The organism is Staphylococcus pasteuri (genome assembly GCF_030547725.1).
GTDB lineage: Bacteria > Bacillota > Bacilli > Staphylococcales > Staphylococcaceae > Staphylococcus > Staphylococcus pasteuri.
Window position 1 is genome coordinate 1 of sequence record NZ_JAUOQO010000109.1, and the last position, 343, is coordinate 343.

Sequence of the window (343 nt, forward strand, 5' to 3'; positions counted from 1 at the left end):
GCTGTGGGCTGGTGATAGCGGCAACTGCTTAACTGTAACTCGTGATTGTCTTTGTCATTATAAATATGGCTAAGGCTTAAATAAGGGCTATCGAGTAGTTGGCTCAAGGTATCTAAGGCTTGGTTAAAGTGGGCAGACTTAGTGAATTCGACAGCAGAGTCTTGGGATATTTGAGTAATAAATTCGAGTTCTAACAAAGCTCTTCCCTTGTTTCAGATTCGCTTAGCTAAAAATAGTTGAGGGAAGGAGAGATAGGCAAATATTAAGCTGAAGATTGATACGAAGAATTTTTAAATCCAGGGTCATTGTTCATACCAAGTTTGCAGTGACCTAACTTTAGATT

General features: G+C 39.1%; 1 protein-coding gene. It reads right to left on the reverse strand.

What is annotated here, in order from left to right; genetic code table 11:
- Positions 1 to 197: hypothetical protein (locus Q4528_RS13015; RefSeq protein ID WP_303521901.1), on the reverse strand; the 197-nt coding region annotated here is incomplete at its 3' end.
- Positions 198 to 343: the final 146 nt, after the last annotated feature.